The sequence below is a fragment of the Paenibacillus sp. P13VS genome (assembly GCF_015143645.1).
Taxonomy (GTDB): Bacteria; Bacillota; Bacilli; order Paenibacillales; family Paenibacillaceae; genus Paenibacillus; species Paenibacillus xylanilyticus_A.
Map to the genome: position 1 here is coordinate 90149 of NZ_WYEV01000015.1, position 17130 is coordinate 107278.

The following is a 17130-nucleotide window of genomic DNA, read 5'->3' on the forward strand; positions in this document are numbered from 1 at the left end:
CCCTTCCCTAACAGCTGTCAGAGGACGCAGCTTCAGCTATTTTAAAAGCTTGCTGAATTTTGACTGATACCATTATAATTTCTTTTTGGGCTACAAGCAATTTCAACAAAATCCAAGTGAGGTATAATCATGCTGGCGATTGATGTCAAAGATTTGCGCAAGTCGTTTAGCGTCCAGAAAAGTCGGGGTGGACTGAAGGGCGCATTTCAAGATCTGTTTAAACGCGAATACCAGGAAGTATTGGCGGTAAACGATATTTCGTTTCAGATTCCCCAGGGTGAAATCTGCGGATATATTGGAGAGAACGGTGCCGGTAAATCAACAACGATCAAGATGTTGACCGGCATTTTGGTGCCTACTTCAGGGCATATATCGGTTGGTGGATATGTTCCGTACCAGGAACGGGAGAAATTTGTACAGAATATTGGTGTCGTATTTGGTCAGCGGAGCCAGCTGTGGTGGGACATTGGCGTGATTGAATCATTCCATCTGCTGCGTAAGGTATACCGTGTAGACGAATCCGATTTCCGCAAACGGCTGGATGAACTGGTTGAGCGGCTGCAGCTGCAGGATCTGCTGAATCGTCCGGTTCGCAAGCTCAGTCTCGGGCAGCGGATGCGCTGTGAACTGGTGGCCGCCTTGCTGCACAATCCGGATATTGTTTTTCTGGATGAGCCAACCATTGGTCTGGACATTGTCGTCAAGTCGGAGATCCGAGAATTCCTGAAGGACATGAATAAGGAACACGGAACAACCATTTTGCTGACAACACACGATCTGCAGGATATTGAAGCACTGTGCTCCAGAGTGATCATGCTTGATGCCGGGAATATCATCTATGATGGTGGGTTGGATCACTTGAAATCCCAATGGGGCAAGGAACGGGAAATTCGCTTCAAGTTCGGCACGGGTCACACCATAGCACAGATGCAGGAATGGACTGCAGCCATGCCCGTACGATGGACAGTAGAGAACGAGCTGTCCGCATCGGTCTGGATTCCGCTGGAACTCAATGTGTCCGATGTCCTTGGCCGTGTGGTGGGACAGGCTGATATTACGGATATTCAGATTATTGAGATTAATACCGATGAGATTGTACGGAGTATCTACCAATCCGGTTCTGCCGAGCGTCCCGAGATTGTGGGAGCAGGGAAAGAAGCGGTGGGTGTATCCTAGATGAATAGTGCATTTTTTGATTTTATGCGAATCCGGTTTCTGACGATGCTGGCTTACCGGGTGAATTATTATTCCGGCATTTTGATATATACGCTGAATATTGGCGTGTATTACTTTACATGGCAAGCCATTTATGGCGGAAGTGGAGAACTGGGTGGATTTACGGCAGCCCAGATGACCACGTATGTGGCGGTATCCTGGATGGCGCGTGCATTTTATTTTAACAACCTGGACCGTGAAATTGCCGCAGATATCCGTGATGGCTCCATTGCGATTCAATTTATAAGGCCGATAAATTACGTTATGGTCAAAATGATGCAGGGTCTCGGTGAGGGCGTTTTCCGTTTCCTGCTGCTAATGATCCCAGGCATGCTCATCGCAATCCTGCTGTTCCCGGTTGAACTGCCTACCGCGCCTTCAGCGTGGATCGGATTTCTTGTCATGCTGTTCTTCAGTTTCCTCATTAACTCCCAGATTAATGTCATTACTGGACTGGCAGCGTTCTTTGTGGAAAACAACGAAGGTATGATGCGCATGAAACGGGTCGTGGTCGATTTATTCTCCGGTCTCATCATTCCGATCAGCCTCTATCCGGACTGGATGTCCGCGATTATGAAGGTATTGCCTTTTCAGGCCATCACATATCTGCCAGGTTCCGTATTCACGGGAAGAGTGGAAGGCACTGGCATTTGGAGTGTACTCGGAATTCAGGTGCTCTGGTTTGTCATCCTGCTCGTACCAATGATGCTGATCTGGCGTCAGGCGCGCAAGCGTCTGTTCGTGCAAGGGGGTTAACAGCATGTACTACTTAGGTCTAATTGGGGAATATTTAAAAAACTACATGAAAACACGACTGACGTATCGTGCCGATTTCTGGGTCGAGATCATTTCGGATCTGCTGTTCCAGGCAACGAATCTGATCTTTATCTTTGTTGTTTTCCGCCACACGGATAATCTTGGGGGCTGGAGCGAAAGTGAAGTCCTGTTTGTATATGGTTATTTCATGGTGCCATATGGCATCTTCAGCTGTTTTATCAATCTCTGGGGGTTCAGCGAGCGGTATATTGTTAAGGGTGAGATGGATCGCATTCTGACGCGTCCGGCGCATAACCTGTTTCAGATATTACTCGAAAATGTGGATCCGCCTGCACTTGTGGGTTCGTTTATCGGACTGATTATCATGATCTTCAGCGGGGCGGAAATGGGACTTGTCCTGGAATGGTGGCATATTCCGGCGCTAATCATTTTGGCGCTAAGCTCTGTGTTAATCTACGCGGGGATTTATACTACACTGACGTCGCTATCCTTTTATTCGGATGCTCCGACAGGTATTCTTCCATTGATGTACAACATTCAGGGTTATGGACGTTATCCGGTAACGATCTATAATCGTGCCATTCAGGTATTGTTAACCTGGGTCATTCCGTTTGCTTTTGTCGGGATCTATCCGGCAGCATTGTTCCTGGATCGATCAGAGATGCATCGCATGGCATTGCTGACCCCAGTGATGGGACTGGTTTTCGGGGCGATTGGACTTACGCTCTGGAACTACGGCGTGAAACGCTACCGTGGTGCAGGTTCGTAGAGAGAAGCCCGATAATAGAGGGTAAGATGAGAAGGAGGAATAGAGATGACGTTAACTGAAGGCAGCCTTGCTCCGGATTTTGAACTTCCATCGAGCACCGGGGAGACCGTGAAGCTTTCCGATTACCGCGGCCAGCGGGTACTGATCTACTTTTATCCCAAGGATATGACTTCGTCCTGTACGCAGCAGGCATGCGATTTTCGGGATCGCCATGAGGAGTTTAAGGGGTTGAACACGGTTATATTGGGCATTAGTACGGATCCGATGAGCAGGCATGATAAATTTATTGCCAAATACGGATTGCCGTTCACCCTGTTATCGGATGAAGAACATCAGGTAGCTGAGCAATATGGGGTGTGGCAGCTTAAGAAGTTGTATGGCAAGGAATACATGGGCATTGTCCGTTCCACATTCCTCATCGATGAAGAGGGCAAGCTAGTCAAGGAATGGTCGAAAGTCAGAGTCAAAGGACATATTGAATCCGCTTTGGAGACGGTAAAGTCCCTGTAATAAGTATTCAGCATCAACGAAGGCAGTGTTTCCGGATATTACCGTGGACACTGCCTTTTTATGAGGTTACACGTTTGGTAGGCCGTGGAAGCGAAGTCGATGAACGAGAAGCAGGAAGAGCGGGATAAACAGGCTGACGGTTACATTTCAGTCGAGCCATGCGGGCATGACGGTGTTGGTATAGAAGACGATATTGGGACCGATTAGAACGGATGCAGCAAACATCAGCAAGGCCGAGGGCAGAATCAGGGGCTTGTACCCTTTTAACTCCAATAACTGGGCTATTCCCAGAATAAAACCGAACATATACAGCATGCTCTTAAAATAGGTCGAGATCAGCCAGGAGATGGCCATCAGTGCTTCGATTCGTTCGAAAAAGTTACCGATATTGATTTTCTGTGCCAGTGAATAGGAGATATAGAAGCCATGCTGCGTAAGGATTGGACCGAATACCATGAGAGAAACCAGCTCAAGCATAGTAAGCATAATTCCCCCTGCAATCGTTGCGAGCAATATATCCCGTTTAAGATGAGATGCCCTATTCACATAAGGAAGGAACATGGATAATACGATCAACTCGCCAAATGAAGAGAAAGCACCTCTAATCGTGCTGTGTAATAATTTGATCCACGGCGTTTCAAGAAAGGGCTGGAGTTTGGCAGGCTCTACTTGTGGCAGCAGCCCCAGCAGCAGAAGAATCATGAAGACAACGACAATGGGAGCGAGAAGTTCACTGCTCAAACCCATGGTCTTTAGCCCATGTATAATCCCCCATACTATGGGGATTAGAAACAACGTCAGAATGACTCGGATGGGGGTTTGAAGATAGATCTGTGTTGTCATAAAGTCCCCCACTTCACGGAGACATACCGCGGTGCCCATGATGAAATAGAACAGGTATCCGGCAGCCAGGACGGAACCCATCCATGGACCAAGCAATTTTTTGCAGATTTCGATCAGGGACAATTCAGGATGGGTACGATGGAGCTTGAACAGAATCCATATAATTAATATACCGATCGGTTGGCTTAGCAAGGAGCATATCCATGCATCCTGCCGGCCATATGCAGTCACGAGCGATGGATAGATGAGAATCATGTCCCCGACCATCGTTAGGAAGGTCAGCAGGGTAAATTGCCGTACCGTAAGGCGATCTTTAATCAGCATGGTACATGTGCTCCTTCCTATATGATCAGTTGGATATCGATTCTTTTCTTTTTCTGAATGTCACAATAAGCAGCAGCATCCCCGGAAGCAGAATCCCTAGGGTCGTATCCCAATCTACCCAATACGGAACGATGGTAATGACGATAAAGGTCAGGTTAGGTGCTACTACATTGGCCATTCCAAATACCAGCATGCATGCTGGCAGAAGGAGAATCCGATACTGTTTGAGCTTGAAGAGCTCCGCAATTCCCACGATGAACGCATAAAAATAAATCATTGCTTTGAAATAGGTTGAGATCAGCCAGGAGGTAGCCATAATGGCCTCGATACGTTCAAAGAACCCTCCGATACTGATTTTCTGAGATAAAATAAAGGATGCATAGATATTGTGCTGAGTCAGAAATGCACCAAGCACCAGGAGGGAGATGGTGACCAGCATTGCCAGCATCAAATTGCCCAGTCCAACAGCAGCGATGACGTCCCGGGTTCGGTGAGCTTGTCTCGCGGTATAGGGTAAAATCATGAGGATCGCGATGGCTTCGCCTACCGGATAGGTGACACTTACGAGTATGCCTTGTGCAAGAGACACAACATTAGTATCTGTGAAGGGCTTCAGATGACTGATTTCTACCTTGGGCAGAAGGCAAAATGAAAGAACGAGGATGAAAATGATCACAATCGGCAGCAGCAGTTCACTTGTCCGCCCGATGGCTTCCAGGCCGTTGTATATCCCCCAGCCCAGAGTAATGACAAACATCAGGATAATGATCCGAATAGGTGTGAATTGAAAAATCTGACTGGTCATAAAATCGCCTATTTCTCTGGAATGTGTGGATGTACCCACGAGAAAGTAAAATAGGTAGATGATAGAAAAAACGGTTCCTGGCCAGAATCCCAAATACTTACGTGCAATCTGAACCAGGTTTTTGCCGGGGTTCATATTGCCCAGTTTAAGGAACATGGCCATAAGCACCATACCGAGGGGGATTCCAATGAGGGCACAGATCCAGGCGTTTTGCTTAGCATAGGACGTGATGACAGAGGGATAGATCAGCATCATATCTCCTATAACCATCATGAAAGTCAGGGTTCCCAACTGCCTTGTTCCAAGCCGTCCTTGCTCCAGCATCCGCTTTACCCCCTTTCCTAAGTTCCGGTGATATTGGCCAAGAATTGATTCACAGGTTCATAAATCCACATAATGATATAGAGGGGACTTGGGAACTCCCATAAGTTTGCTGCAACCACGCTAAAGAAAGTGGCAACAAGCAGCATGCCGCTGTATACTACGGTCTCTTTCCATTCCTTGCGACGGATTAGACCAGGAAGATCGATCAACCCAACGATAACTCCCACAATAATGACCGTGATCGTAATCATGTTTGGTCTCACTCCTTCATATCATTTTTGAATGAATTGTCCAGTGTTCCCGTACGTTTAATCTGTACATTGGCTTCGTATTTCACGTCCAGATTGTCAAAGTACTTGTTCCAGTCATCCTCCATCTTTTTGAAAAGCTTGGGATCCGCATGGTAAACTTCCTGCCCGAATCCAAAAATATCCGCATGATATTTTCGTCTTACGGAGTTCACTGAAGTCTGCATGAGCTCGATTAATCGCTCCTCGCTTTCCTCTTCCAATTTTCTGAGCGTCTCCATTGAACCGATCTTGATGCCGCATTCCACGGCGGCAATGGAAGAAACATTTTCAAGTTTGATATGAATAACAGGCTTTCCATCCACGATTTTGGCTTTTCGTTTCGTCGAAGTGCGCAGTGCTTTGAAGGTTACGGCTCCACCTTTGCCGCAGGGAAGATGACTTACCGTGGAGACCACGTTATCCCGAATGTAGTTATATCCTTTGGATTCATCCTCGGTCAGCCAACCGATCAGCTTATCCTTTTTAAATACACTTAATCCGGTCGTGTGAAGGCTGGCTGGAGATTGGATGGAAGAGATATTGTCCTTGCTTCCGCTTATCTCCCGTTTTCCCATAATTTCCACACCAGTAATTACAGGCTGTATGCCAGGGGTCAGCATATTGTCGACCAGTTGGTCTCCAGTCACTGTGGTAGTAGGAGCCCACGTCTTGGCGGAAACATCCAGTGAATTAAACAGCTTTTCGGCAGGGATATTTTCCAGGGGTGTGAGCAGATCCAATACTTTGGAAGCCGTTGTCTTGCGAGCAACCATGACATAATAATCCGGCCGAGCAGAAGGTTCCCGCATCATGGCTTCCATGACATCATATATTCCATCCTTACGGGCATATTCTTCCCCGAAAACAAGGATGCGCACATGAGCCATGAATATGCGTCGTGGGCTTGTCTCGGTCAGCTTCTGAATGGCTTCAAACAGCGTAGGAGCAGTAGCCTGATATTGGGTAACAGGGGTTCCTTTGCCGCCTCCGGATTTGGAGGATACCTCATTGGGAACGACCACCTGAGCGCTAACTTTAACTTGATCTCCATCCTTATCAACGCCCAAACCCAGCATGATTCCAAGCTCATTGAGTTCCTTGCGATCCCAGCATCCGGTAAGCAGAGGAAGCAGAACCACAAGCGATAAAAACAGTCGGATGCACTTGTTCATACGGTGATCTCCTTGCCGCAATCAGCGCTTCATTTTTTTGTTGGATTGTCTCGTTTTGTTCGGTGTACCCGTACTCAGAGGGCGGGTTTTCATGTGAGACCAGGGGACGCGGAAGATCGTATCCTTAAGATCCTTCTGAACCAACGGAGCAAATGGCGACATGTAAGGTACTCCGAACGAGCGAAGGCTGCACAGATGAGTCACTGTAATGAGAAGAACGACGAGAATGCCATAGAAACCAAAGGCAGCCGCCAGAATCATCAATACAAATCGCAATATGCGAACCGAGATGGATAATCCGTTCTCCGGAATGACGTAACTGGATATGGCGGTAATCGACACGATGATGACCATTGCTGCCGACACAACCCCCGCATCAACCGCAGCTTGACCGATAACAAGCGTTCCCACGATTGAGACAGCCTGACCAATCGTTTTCGGAATCCGAATGCCGGCCTCACGCAAGATCTCGTAGGTAAGCTCCATCAAAATGGCTTCAATGAAGGCCGGGAAGGGAACACCTTCACGCTGGGCGGCCAGACTGATCAGCAGATTTGTCGGAAGCATCTCCTGATGGAAGGTCGAGATGGCGATGTAGAAGGAAGGAGCGAGCAAAGCGATAAAAAAGGCCAGGTAACGAATCATCCGAATTAATGTGCTGATATCAGCACGCTGATAATAGTCTTCTGCAGATTGAAAAAATTGTACAAACAGGGCCGGCACCAACAAGGCGAATGGGGTACCATCCACAATAATGGCAACACGGCCTTCAAGGAGGGCAGCAGATACCGTGTCAGGCCGCTCAGTATTATATACCGTTGGAAAGATCGTCCCGGTCTTATCCTGAACCAATTCCTCGATATATCCGCTTTCCAGAACGCTGTCGATGTCAATCTCATCGAGTCTGCGCCGAAGCTCCTCCACCACTTCGTTATCCACGATATGTTCCAGATATAATACGGCTATCTTGGTCTTGGTCACTCGTCCGACCTCTCTCTCTTCGATCCACAGATGAGGGTCACGAATCCGTTTACGGATCAAGGAGGTATTGGTACGTAAGTTTTCATTAAAGCCTTCCATGGGTCCGCGGACAACGGTTTGGGATACAGGCTCAGTAACAGCGCGATCTTCCCAGCCGGCTGCACCAATCTTCAGGCCTTTGGTTGAGCCTTCAATTAGCAGTACTGCAGAGCCGGACAATAAGGCATTAAGTACATCCTGAATATTCTCTACCAGCAGCACGTCACTAGCAGCAAGGATGTCATTTTGGAGATAGCTTAGGCGTTCGTCTTCAGCCGAGAATGCTGGAAGATCATGTGTCTGAAGCAGGGATCCCAGAATGGCCTGATTCAGTATTTGAACATCGACTAACCCATCAATGTACAGCAGAATTGATGGCCACTTATGTAAACATTGGAGCGGGCGGATCATCAGGTCGTTGCTCTGGCCCATCACTTGTTTGCAATATTCCGTATTTTCAATCAGATTCGGAGAGATCAGTTTCTGTTCATGATCGCTCTGCGCTGCAGAACCCATAACCTTTCACCCCCATGCCTCCCTATATTTGCAAGTTAGTATGACCTGGATGAATTCAACTTATGTCAAAAAAAAGAAGTGACCTCAGAACGATGCACATACAAAAGGTGATTGCCAACCTCAATTAATTAGAATATTATCTAATTAGATTATTATCTAAATTATGAGTGAGGTATCGTAATGACATTCAGTTTTGGTTTTAAACGCTTGCTGCACGAAGAACCCGATTACAGGCAGCTTTTCATGGCAGGATTGGTAAATGGAATTGGTGACCGATTCAGTCAGGTTGCCATGCTGGCCTTGATTCTTGGTACAACTGGTTCCGGTCTTGCCGTAGGTTTGGCGCTCGGGCTGAGGGTGTTTCCTTTTCTTCTTCTGGCTCCGCTAGGGGGTGTATTGACGCTGCGTTTCAGCCGGCGAACGATTATGATTGTGACCAATCTTCTAAGGGTACCTGTGGCTTTAAGCTTTTTGTTCGTACATCAAGCAGATGATCTATGGATTCTCTATACAGCGAGTACGCTGCTTGCATGCGCAGAAGCACTATATGCGCCTGTCCGCAAATCGGGAATCCCCTTGCTTGTACGTTCGGAACACTTGCACCAGATTAATGGGCTCGAACAAGTCATGAACGGATCCGTTCTTATTGTGGGCGCTTTTGTAGGTGGTATCGTCTCGGCTGCATTGGGTCCTCAGGCTGCTTTTGCAACTAATGCACTTGCTTTCCTGATTGCTGCTGCTCTGATCCGCAAGATTTCGTTCCCACCACTTGGAACCAAACAAGTAGATGAATCGGTGGTGAAACAGCCTGGGTATGCTCCAAAGCGTAAAAGCAAAGGGGGGGCCCGTCTGCTGTGGCAGTTCATCTGCTCATCGGTCCCTTTGCAGATTCTTATTGCATTTGAGCTGTGGGTTCCCGTTATTAATGGGATTGATAATGTTCTGATCAGTGTATATGCGATTGAAGTGTTCAAACTCGGAGATTGGGGTGTGGGTCTATTTTACGCAGCACTGGGGATTGGACTTGTGCTCAGCAGCTGGGGTTCTCGTTACTTGCAGCAGTGGCTGCTCCCTGGCGTTATAGCATGTCTGTTGATCGAAGGCTGCTTGTTAATGCTGCTAAGTGAGACCAGGTTCGCATCGGTTGCTGTCCTGATGTATATTTTGCTCGCCCTTACGTCAGGTATGGGAAACACGTGTCTCGATACGCTCCTGATGCGGGAAACACCAGAGAAATACCGCGGAATTGTCTATGGTTTAGTGACGGCATGCAGCAGTACGATGCTTGGGTTATCCATGTTTGGCGCAGGCATACTGCTGGAGGTGATGGAACCGCGTAGACTTGGTTTTGCAGGGGGAATGGGATTCGCTTGGATTGCGCTCTTGCTCGCGACTTACGCATGGATTCGAAGGGGTGCTTTTAAAAGGAGTTAATCCAAAAAGAGTCGCACTGGTTGCAACTCCGGGGATAAGCTTCATTCTGCATTTTGTTTTTGCCTGATTGGAGCAGACTTGCGGAGGGAGCGTTGTCCCCAAGCTTTACGATAACGGTACAGCACGGCAGCGATCAGTAACAATCCAATGCCTCCAACGATATAGGCTGCATATTGATGCGCAAGATGGAACACCGCGTTCCACTGTGGACCGAATACTTTTCCAATGCCCAGAAATAAGACGACCCAGAACAGTGCACCCGAGTATGCATATAGAGCGAATTTACGAAAAGGAACTGCCGCTATACCTGCGAAGTATCCAGTAAAATGCCGGACACCAGGTATGAAATATCCGATGAAAATCAGAGCATTACCGTATTTGGCGAACCACTTTTGCGTTTTATCCAGCTTGTCCTGTTTGAATAGAAACCACTTTCCGTAACGGACAATGAAGGGCAGACCGGCTTTGGCACCAATGAAGTAAGTGATCGTCATGCCGATGGTTGTTCCGAGAAAGGCAAGGATGGCAAGAATTCCGAAGTCCAGTTGACCCTTGTATGACAGGTATCCTGCGTAAGCCATGGTTGTTTCTCCCGGGAAGGGGAGAGCGATAAATTCCAGCAACAAGCCAAAAAACAAAACGCTGTATCCATAGGATCCGAACAGATGTTGGATCTTCTCAAGCAATTCCAATAGATTCACTCTCCTGAAGACAGGGGAATCGGATGACTCTCCATGCTGTCTTGTATACGATCATTGCAGTCCGCCGTCATATGAGACATTTGCAGTGCTTATCCCCGTAATTGCAGTGATTCCGGTAATAAGTGCCTGTTCATTATGCTACCCAATCCCAAGCCAAGAATCAATCATGAGCTAACCCAAATTGTGAAAAATATAAAACAGAAACGCGTCTTTTTTCGATAAAGCCTCCATATAATTCTAACAAATCTGCTAAAGTCTATCAGCAGAATCACTAGAGACGTTGGAGGATGATTCGTAAATGATGCAGAGACCGGATTTCACAATGGTGGAAAAAGCAGAGCAATCCGTAAAAGCCAGATCCATACATAAGCATGGTTTTCCCGCATGGCCATCGTGTCTGCTTCGTCTTGCGGTAATAATATGCGTATTTGCTTCTTATGCCTGGACAGCATTTCCTTCTTACGCTGCTGGCGCAGAAGCTGCTGCACCTAACAAAGAGAGCAGTAAGGATAAGGTAGTCTATCTGAGTTTTGACGACGGACCAGGCAAGCATACCCGTGAAGTATTGGATATTTTGCGCGAGGAACAGGTAAAGGCTACATTTTTTGTCCTCGGAGAGCAGGCAGAACGTTACCCCGAGCTGATTCAGGCTGCTGTGGAAGAGGGACATGCACTTGGCAATCATACCTATAACCATCATTATGATGAACTGTATAGTGATTTTAAATCGTTCTGGAAACAGGTGAAGCAGACAGAAGACATCGTGAACCGGATCACCGGCTTCCGCCCCAACCTGGTACGTGCACCTGGCGGAACATATGGACATTTTGATCAAAACTATTTCGATCTGCTCAAGTTGGGCGGGTACACCGTGATGGATTGGAATGTCGACAGCGGTGATTCAAAGCGCAAGGGTGTGCCTGCCAAAGAGATTTTGCGCAATTCCACCAAGGTGCCTGTCGGTACCGGTTCAGTAATCTTGTTAATGCACGATGGTGGAGCTCATGCGGAGACGGTCAAGGCCCTACCCGGAATAATCAAATACTACCGGGATCACGGATATCGTTTTGACACCATGAGAGCGGAGGATCCACCTGTGCAATTCCGTGTTCATCCTGAAGGGAAATACAAATCTCGCAAGGCACCTGGCGCAGAGTGGGTGGCGGAGCATGTGAAATTCAATCGCAACCTATGGTTATCCGGCAAGGAACTCAAGGTAGAGATTGGTCTTGCTGCGGGGACACTGAAGCCAGGGGAATTCCGCGTGGAAGATCAGCGAATTATGGTGCCATTAAGACCGTTTATGAAAAAGTTTGGCGGCAGCATTCGCTGGGACGTGGAATCCAGAACGGCGACTGCGCTATGGAAGGATAGAGTGATCCAGGCGAACAGCGTCAGCGGTGAACTGAAATCCACATCAGCGAATCGATCGAATGATAGAACGATAGAGGGAGCAGTGCAGAGTCAAGGGGGGACGATCTGGGTTCCACTGAGAGAACTGCTGGAATTAATGGGGCTGGATGTATCTTCGCTTCAGTCCAATGAATCCGAGTGGATCGTAAAGGCCAATATGCCTCTTGCGGAAGCGTTAAACTTCTACCTGTACAGAACGATATGAATTAACGCATCCAGACACGACTAATCTCTCTACTTCCGGGCAACAATGAATCATAGATTACTATGGCTCTGAATGCCCAGAATGGAAGGAGAATGAGGGATGTCATATATTCGAATGGAACATGAACATGCAGTCGAGCTGCTGAACAGGGTGATCAAGCGGGTCGAGAGTGTAATTATAGGCAAAAAACAAGAGATTCAATATGTCCTAACTGCAATGCTAAGTGGGGGTCACGTGCTTCTGGAAGATGTACCGGGGACAGGAAAAACAATGCTGGTTCGGGCTGTCGCCTCATCATTGAGCTGTTCCATGGGTCGTATTCAATTCACCTCCGATGTCATGCCTGCAGATGTTACTGGGACATCCATGTACCACCCTCACACGAGTGAATTCACATTCCGGCCAGGTCCTGTCATGTCCAACATTGTACTCGCTGACGAGATTAATCGGGCATCGCCCCGGACCCAGTCTGCCCTGCTGGAAGCAATGGAGGAACGACGTATTACAGTGGATGGTACGACATATGCCTTGCCAAGGCCGTTCTTTTTGCTGGCAACGCAAAATCCGCTGCAGTTCGAGGGCACATTTCGGTTACCCGAAGCGCAGCTGGATCGTTTCCTAATGCGAATAGGACTCGGTTACCCGGAGCCGGAACAGGAAGTCGAGCTGTTAACCAGAGGGCAGAGCAGAGAGCTGCTGGATGAACTTCGTCCAGTGGTGCTCGCGGAAGAAGTGAGTGCGATGCAGCGCGAAGTTAGACATGTGCACGTTGATTCCGTAGTCAAGCAGTACCTGGTTGCCGTGGCTGTAGCTACGCGTAATCATCCGGCAGTGAGGCTCGGCATCAGTCCACGCGGAACACTGGCCTGGATGGTTGCGACGCAAGCATATGCCTACCTGCAGGGGCGAAGCTATGTCATTCCGGATGATGTCAAAGAGGTGGCTCAGCCCGTGCTTGCCCACCGAATCGGGTTGAAAGGCCAGAATAGGACGGAAGCATTCCGGGCTCAGGAACAGGTTATTCAGGATGCACTAGCATCGGTTCCCGTACCGGTACAAATGACAGCTCAGGGAAGGGGCCGGCGATCATGACCGCGCCTGTTCAATGGCTGTTCCATGCAGTCTTGGCAGCAGCTTTTGCTTGTCTTTATCTATGGCATGGAGGCAAGGCAGCGCTGTTCTTGTCCATTACGGTCTCTCTCATCCTGATTAGCGGTCTGGTCATTCATCTATTGGGGCCGCGCCGTATTCGCATCCGCCGGCAAATGAATTCGGAACGAATAATGGTTGGGGAGATGGTGCGTGTTCAGGTGGAAGTGGAGTTCGAATGCCGAATTCCACTGCTTTGGATCATGCTCTGTGAGGATACGCCCGCTGGAGTGCATCGAAAATTACTTTTTCCGGGAATGAGACGCAAGTTTGCTTACCAATATCAAATGTCCGGCATGCGAAGAGGGTTGTATCAATGGGGCTCAGGCCAACTGTACTGGGGAGATGTATTCGGATGGAATACCGTCTATGCGGAAACGGTGGGCGGGACATCTCTTGCTGTCGTGCCATCTGGATCAACATTTGGTGATCGTGAGTCTGCAGCATTTGCGGCTATGGATGAGGGGAGTTCAGCAAATACAAAAACCAGTCAAGGTAACCGAAGCCCCGAGTTCCGTGAGTATCAGCCAGGAGATCCCTTGGGACGCATTCATTGGAAAAGTACGGCCAAGACGGGCAAACTTCAAACCTTTTTGCCTGAAATATCGGAATCAACATCTTTGGGTATTCTGCTGTATGAAGGGAAGACTGGCTACGAACGACGAGTCCAGGGGGCGAAGGAGCATCCGGCGTTTGAACGTGCCATTAACATGGCGGCCCGATGGGTGTTTACAGCTGTTCGCGATGATGTTCCTTATCAACTCTGGAGGACAGGGGTAGAAGCTGGTCCGGATAAGCAGCCCGGGTGGTTAAGCGATCTGATCCATGCCGATCATGTAAATCTGTCACTGGACAGCTTGGCCCAGGCAAGTATATCAAGTGCTGACTTATCTGTTTCATCGCTGGCGGATACAACCATGCTGGATCAGTGGCCCGCGGGGACACGCATTGTTGTCCTTACTGGCAGACTGGATGCCGTGCTGACGGGATGGGTGCTGGGTGCTGCCGAGCTCGGACATGAAATAGAAGTGCAGTTAACCGAAACACCGATGGGTGAGGAACAAGCCAAAGGGAATAGAGTTCAGGGAGGGCCTGGGAATCAGGCTGAGCAGTGGACGGAACAGCTTCGGCTTAGCGGCGTAGGAGTCAGCTCAGTCGCAGACCAATCCATGCCTTTCGTTGGAAAGGCGGGTGTCTCGGATGTGGGAGCGTAATCATGGTGGTTATGGTGATATGACGGTTGTCCAATCTGCCGAAGAAGTTTCGGTACTGGGTCAGGGATCCCAATCCCAGCGTTCTAAGAGAGAGCCTGCCGTGTATAAGATCAGCATTTCTGTTCTGCTGCTGCTTCTCTCCCTGGAATGGATCTACCCGATTACTTCGTCGGGACAGCAGGGAAGTGGCCGTTTTTTGACGGTGATGGCCGGACTTACGGGTGCGCTCCTGATGGCAGGATTATTGCGTACAGGCTGGATGTTGGGGATAGCGGTTCGACTGCTTGTGGCTCTTACTGCTCTATGCCTCATGTATGGAGGCAGTGATCCTGCCGGTTGGGCTCTCGGTTACCCGGAAACATGGATGGAGGATATACGCTCATTCATGGAAAGTGGACACTTTTATTCCATCAGTACGGAGACGAGAGGTTTGTTGATGATGTGTGGGTGGAGCATGCTCATGGCTTCCGTGCAGTCCCTTGTGTTGATGCGGCGGAGTGTGATGCTGTTCGGCAGTGCTACCCTGCTTTATTTGCTGCTCCTGGAAACATTGGCCGGGCTGGATGTCTACGCCTCCGTCGTGCGATCTGTTCTATGGATACTGCTGATCCAGACCATTCTCCAACTGCTCCGTCTGTTGGAAGGGGGCACAACACCAACCTTTCACCGATATCCCTATGTTCGTTGGTGTACGGTGGCTGCTGCTGCAGCAGCGGGGATGGTGTTGCTTGCTGCTCTGCCCGGACGTGTTGTCCCGGTTCCTGGGCCGGAACGGATATCGCTTGATCAGATTGGAGAACGCCTTGCCCGCTGGGCAGGCTATACCCCACGCGGCAGCATCCCTGCTTCGGCATCTGTCACGGGATACAGCACATCTGATGCACCGATGGGTTCTCCATTGGTACAAGGAAATGCTGTCTTTTTTACAGCGAAGAGTCCTCAAGTCACGTATTGGCGCGGGGAGACTCGTTCCTATTATAACGGCAGTACATGGAGTGATCCTGCACAAAACTTTCAAAAGGCCAGCCCGGTAGGGCTGTTTCGTGCCGATGGCTGGGAGAACCAAACCTACTGGACTCGCATTCGCCAAACGGTCACGATGGAGCGTCCGTGGAGGGGACCTAATCCGCTCTTTACGGGAGGAGTACCTTTGAACCTGTCCTTTCAGGACACGAATGAACAGAACGAAGAAAATAGAATGGCCCTGCTCTCCAATGCAGACTCGGCTACACTCTGGCTTGCCGGATCCAGCAGTCGTGAACCGATCCAAACGTATACAACCGATGTCATGATTCCCACCGCGTCGCCAGAACAGCTTCGTCTATTGGGCGAGGCGCATAGTTCAAGTCAGGATCCTGCAGCCATCCGCAGGACTTACCTGCAGCTGCCCGAATCTCTCCCTGAACGGGTACGATCACTTGCGAGTGACATTATTCAGAAGAGCGAAACACGTTATGATGCAGTCCAGGCAGTGCGAACCTACCTGGCAGAGCATGCCGAATATACACTGGACACGCGCATGCCGCCTCGCGGAACGGATTTCGTCGATGACTTTCTGTTTGTCACAGGGGAAGGCTACTGCAATCACTTCTCCACGGCGATGGTTGTATTGCTTCGTGCAGAGGGAATTCCCGCGCGTTGGGTAAAGGGATTCAGTGCAGGTTCACCGGACCCTGAGGTACCGGGTCGGTATGTCGTTACCCAGGGCGATGCACATTCCTGGGTGGAGGTGTATTTCCCCGGCGCAGGCTGGATGCCGTTCGAGGCTACGCCGGGCTTCACATTGCCGCAAGGTGATGCCACGGACGCCGCAGCAGTCGCCGGAGCGCAGCCCGGCGAGGAGATCCCGCCACAATCTGGCGGCGGGATCGGTAGTGCGGGCGCCTGGCTGCGGGCGCGCGCGCGTGCTCTTGCCGCGGAGCCATGGCTCGCGGCAGCTCTTGCGGCAGCGGCGCTGCTGGCCGCTGCCGGGGCCTTGCGCATGCGGCGGCTTCGCCCCGCGCTGCGGCTCAGGCTGCTGCTGGCATTGCTACGCAGCAGCTTCCCGGACCGTGAGCGGCTGCTCAGCGCCGCAGCTCCGGTCTGGGCCGCGCTCGCGCGGCGGTACGGCCCGCGGCCGCCGGGGATGACGCTGCGGGAGTATGCAGCGTCACCCGCCCTGTCCGCAGGCACGGACGCCGCGGACATCGCGCGGTTTGCAGCCGACTGGGAACGGCTGCTGTATGGGCCGGACCGTCCGCTGCGCGCGGACAGTCTTGAATTCCTGCGCCGGGCACTTCGCCTTGCCCGGCGCCTGCAATTACCATAACATCGCCCAGGGACGTCTTGCTCGCCGAAGTGCGGACAAGGCGTCTTTGGGCGATTTCTTATGAAGCGAATGGAAGTGGGGAATTTGTAGAAAACTCACAATGAAGGTGTCTTCATATCAAATGTTGTAAACTGCCCACAA

The 17130-nt window shown here is 49.8% G+C and carries 15 protein-coding genes; 9 read left to right on the forward strand and 6 right to left on the reverse strand.

From position 1 onward, the window contains the following. Positions 1-129 precede the first annotated feature (129 nt). From GUA98_RS26130 to bcp, 4 genes are read left to right on the forward strand one after another with little or no spacing between them, the layout of a single operon-like run. Complete coding sequence (locus tag GUA98_RS26130; protein WP_095293171.1) at positions 130-1176, forward strand: ATP-binding cassette domain-containing protein; 1047 nt, start codon at positions 130-132, stop codon at positions 1174-1176. Continuing rightward, positions 1177-1971 (forward strand): ABC transporter permease, encoded by a 795-nt coding sequence (locus GUA98_RS26135; RefSeq protein WP_193724882.1) that lies wholly within the window; start codon positions 1177-1179, stop codon positions 1969-1971. A gap of 4 nt (positions 1972-1975) precedes the next feature. Then, positions 1976-2761: an ABC transporter permease gene (locus tag GUA98_RS26140; RefSeq protein ID WP_153976855.1), complete on the forward strand. Its 786-nt coding sequence runs from the start codon at positions 1976-1978 to the stop codon at positions 2759-2761. A gap of 45 nt (positions 2762-2806) precedes the next feature. Beyond that, entirely contained in the window at positions 2807-3271 is a 465-nt protein-coding gene (bcp, locus tag GUA98_RS26145) for a thioredoxin-dependent thiol peroxidase (RefSeq protein WP_153976856.1), read from the forward strand. A 147-nt stretch (positions 3272-3418) separates the two neighbouring features. Here the strand turns inward: bcp and GUA98_RS26150 are convergent, their stop codons facing one another. The 5 genes from GUA98_RS26150 to GUA98_RS26170 are packed head-to-tail and all read right to left on the reverse strand — an operon-like array spanning position 3419 to position 8565. Continuing rightward, a complete protein-coding gene (locus GUA98_RS26150) occupies positions 3419-4438 on the reverse strand; it encodes a GerAB/ArcD/ProY family transporter (RefSeq protein ID WP_193724883.1) in 1020 nt (339 codons plus the stop codon). Positions 4439-4463: 25 nt separating this feature from the next. Then, positions 4464-5567: a GerAB/ArcD/ProY family transporter gene (locus GUA98_RS26155; protein WP_193724884.1), complete on the reverse strand. Its 1104-nt coding sequence runs from the start codon at positions 5565-5567 to the stop codon at positions 4464-4466. 17 nt (positions 5568-5584) lie between these two features. Beyond that, a complete protein-coding gene (locus GUA98_RS26160) occupies positions 5585-5818 on the reverse strand; it encodes a hypothetical protein (RefSeq protein WP_193724885.1) in 234 nt (77 codons plus the stop codon). A gap of 8 nt (positions 5819-5826) precedes the next feature. Next, positions 5827-7029, reverse strand: coding sequence for a Ger(x)C family spore germination protein (locus GUA98_RS26165; protein ID WP_193724886.1), 1203 nt, complete (start codon positions 7027-7029; stop codon positions 5827-5829). A 21-nt stretch (positions 7030-7050) separates the two neighbouring features. Then, a complete protein-coding gene (locus GUA98_RS26170; RefSeq protein WP_193724887.1) occupies positions 7051-8565 on the reverse strand; it encodes a spore germination protein in 1515 nt (504 codons plus the stop codon). 180 nt (positions 8566-8745) lie between these two features. Here GUA98_RS26170 and GUA98_RS26175 point away from each other — a divergent pair, with 180 nt between their 5' ends. Then, positions 8746-9999 (forward strand): MFS transporter, encoded by a 1254-nt coding sequence (locus GUA98_RS26175; protein ID WP_193724888.1) that lies wholly within the window; start codon positions 8746-8748, stop codon positions 9997-9999. Positions 10000-10040: 41 nt separating this feature from the next. On the opposite strand, the gene GUA98_RS26180 is transcribed toward GUA98_RS26175, so the two are convergent. Continuing rightward, positions 10041-10691, reverse strand: a complete 651-nt coding sequence (locus tag GUA98_RS26180; RefSeq protein ID WP_193724889.1) for a DedA family protein — start codon at positions 10689-10691, stop codon at positions 10041-10043. A 307-nt stretch (positions 10692-10998) separates the two neighbouring features. Here GUA98_RS26180 and GUA98_RS26185 point away from each other — a divergent pair, with 307 nt between their 5' ends. From GUA98_RS26185 to GUA98_RS26200, 4 genes are all read left to right on the forward strand, one after another. Next, positions 10999-12318, forward strand: coding sequence for a polysaccharide deacetylase (locus GUA98_RS26185; protein WP_227780132.1), 1320 nt, complete (start codon positions 10999-11001; stop codon positions 12316-12318). A 99-nt stretch (positions 12319-12417) separates the two neighbouring features. Next, positions 12418-13410, forward strand: coding sequence for an AAA family ATPase (locus GUA98_RS26190; protein ID WP_193724890.1), 993 nt, complete (start codon positions 12418-12420; stop codon positions 13408-13410). Continuing rightward, positions 13407-14681 (forward strand): DUF58 domain-containing protein, encoded by a 1275-nt coding sequence (locus GUA98_RS26195; RefSeq protein WP_193724891.1) that lies wholly within the window; start codon positions 13407-13409, stop codon positions 14679-14681. The genes GUA98_RS26190 and GUA98_RS26195 overlap by 4 nt, the downstream gene beginning before the upstream one ends. Then, complete coding sequence (locus GUA98_RS26200) at positions 14668-16989, forward strand: DUF4129 domain-containing transglutaminase family protein (RefSeq protein WP_193724892.1); 2322 nt, start codon at positions 14668-14670, stop codon at positions 16987-16989. The genes GUA98_RS26195 and GUA98_RS26200 overlap by 14 nt, the downstream gene beginning before the upstream one ends. Positions 16990-17130 lie beyond the last annotated feature (141 nt).

What these genes read in the sequence shown, in the direction of transcription:
- GUA98_RS26185 (WP_227780132.1), top strand. Translation starts at nt 10,999, where the DNA reads ATGATGCAGAGACCGGATTTCACAATGGTGGAAAAAGCAGAGCAATCC.
- GUA98_RS26140 (WP_153976855.1), top strand. Translation starts at nt 1,976, where the DNA reads ATGTACTACTTAGGTCTAATTGGGGAATATTTAAAAAACTACATGAAA.
- GUA98_RS26165 (WP_193724886.1), bottom strand. Translation starts at nt 7,029, where the DNA reads ATGAACAAGTGCATCCGACTGTTTTTATCGCTTGTGGTTCTGCTTCCT.
- GUA98_RS26150 (WP_193724883.1), bottom strand. Translation starts at nt 4,438, where the DNA reads ATGCTGATTAAAGATCGCCTTACGGTACGGCAATTTACCCTGCTGACC.
- bcp (WP_153976856.1), top strand. Translation starts at nt 2,807, where the DNA reads ATGACGTTAACTGAAGGCAGCCTTGCTCCGGATTTTGAACTTCCATCG.
- GUA98_RS26130 (WP_095293171.1), top strand. Translation starts at nt 130, where the DNA reads ATGCTGGCGATTGATGTCAAAGATTTGCGCAAGTCGTTTAGCGTCCAG.
- GUA98_RS26160 (WP_193724885.1), bottom strand. Translation starts at nt 5,818, where the DNA reads ATGATTACGATCACGGTCATTATTGTGGGAGTTATCGTTGGGTTGATC.
- GUA98_RS26200 (WP_193724892.1), top strand. Translation starts at nt 14,668, where the DNA reads ATGTGGGAGCGTAATCATGGTGGTTATGGTGATATGACGGTTGTCCAA.
- GUA98_RS26170 (WP_193724887.1), bottom strand. Translation starts at nt 8,565, where the DNA reads ATGGGTTCTGCAGCGCAGAGCGATCATGAACAGAAACTGATCTCTCCG.
- GUA98_RS26195 (WP_193724891.1), top strand. Translation starts at nt 13,407, where the DNA reads ATGACCGCGCCTGTTCAATGGCTGTTCCATGCAGTCTTGGCAGCAGCT.
- GUA98_RS26175 (WP_193724888.1), top strand. Translation starts at nt 8,746, where the DNA reads ATGACATTCAGTTTTGGTTTTAAACGCTTGCTGCACGAAGAACCCGAT.
- GUA98_RS26155 (WP_193724884.1), bottom strand. Translation starts at nt 5,567, where the DNA reads ATGCTGGAGCAAGGACGGCTTGGAACAAGGCAGTTGGGAACCCTGACT.
- GUA98_RS26190 (WP_193724890.1), top strand. Translation starts at nt 12,418, where the DNA reads ATGTCATATATTCGAATGGAACATGAACATGCAGTCGAGCTGCTGAAC.
- GUA98_RS26135 (WP_193724882.1), top strand. Translation starts at nt 1,177, where the DNA reads ATGAATAGTGCATTTTTTGATTTTATGCGAATCCGGTTTCTGACGATG.